At 48.7% G+C, this 1238-nt stretch carries 1 protein-coding gene; it reads left to right on the top strand.

Annotation, left to right across the window (positions count from 1 at the left end; genetic code table 11):
- The coding region (locus QQK00_RS18580) for a calcium-binding protein (protein WP_431307763.1) at positions 1–1238 on the top strand (1238 nt) is incomplete at both ends.

The raw sequence follows: 1238 nt of genomic DNA on the forward strand, positions 1-1238 counted from the left end.
GCGGGTATGACCGCATTATGTTTGGTGAGGGAATCACGCCGGAGGCATTGAGCCTGCATAATGCGGGTGAAGATATCATTGTGCAGTTAAATGATACACCCATTATCAGTATTTTCAGGGGTATAAGAAACGGTGGTGTACGCCTTGAAGAATTCATTTTTGACGATGGCACGGTATGGAAAGCACAAGACATTGCCAATCAGTTTGTTGTCACAGGCAGTGATGAAAACGATGTATACGATTACCGTTATTCGGACATAGGCCTCACACTGGCAGCAGGCAAAGGCAACGATGACATTACGGGCGGTAAGGGCGATGACACCTATGTGTATCGCAAAGGCGATGGCAATGATGTCATCGACGACCGCCATGGCAATGACAGCATTGTGTTTGAAGGGATATCCAAGCATGAGGTAACCGCGAGTAAACAAGGCAGTCATCTGGTAATCACCCTACTGGAAACAGGCGAGAAAGTCAGACTGGAGCATTGGTTTACGTGGGTGAATAATGATGAAGGTCGTGCATATAGGCATAACATCCACTTCAGTGATGGCGAGTTTACCGGTCGCGAGTTTGAGCGGTTCTTGCGTACCGCCAGACCTATTGACTTGAGTCTTCAGCGATTTGACTATTATAGCCGTAGCAATATGCCTGGCAACGTCAGTGTCAGTGGTGCTGGCAAGCAGCTGGACTTAACGGGGGATATCTGGCGCAGGACAGGGCTTGACTATACCGTCACCGAAGATACCTATCTACGCTTTGAATTCAAAGTCAGCGAGTTAGGTAAGCGCCATGTCATTGGTGTAGATTCGAATACGTACGTGTCGAGTGGGGCGGGTGCCTTGTTTGAGTTAACGGGGGATGGCACGGGCAATGCCTCATTCGACCAATATTTTATTGATGACCATGAGTACACGGCCAATGGCGATTGGCAGACCTTTACCATTAAGGTGGGGGATTACTTCACCGGTAGCGGTAACAATTTGGTGTTTGGTAATTTGGGAGACGCGTCTACGATTAACTCCCACTTCAGAAACATCCAGTTGTTTGATGTTAACACCGACGGTACAACAGAAAACGACCTACTCATTGGCACAAACGCGGCTGATACGCTCAACGGCGATGCTGGCAAAGACACCCTGATAGGCCGCGGCGGCAATGATGAGCTTAAAGGCGGAGACGGGCGTGATACCTATATCTATAATCTAGGGGATGGCAAAGACACGATTATCGACAGC

The sequence above is a fragment of the Agaribacter marinus genome, assembly GCF_030160655.1.
GTDB lineage: Bacteria > Pseudomonadota > Gammaproteobacteria > Enterobacterales > Alteromonadaceae > Glaciecola > Glaciecola marina.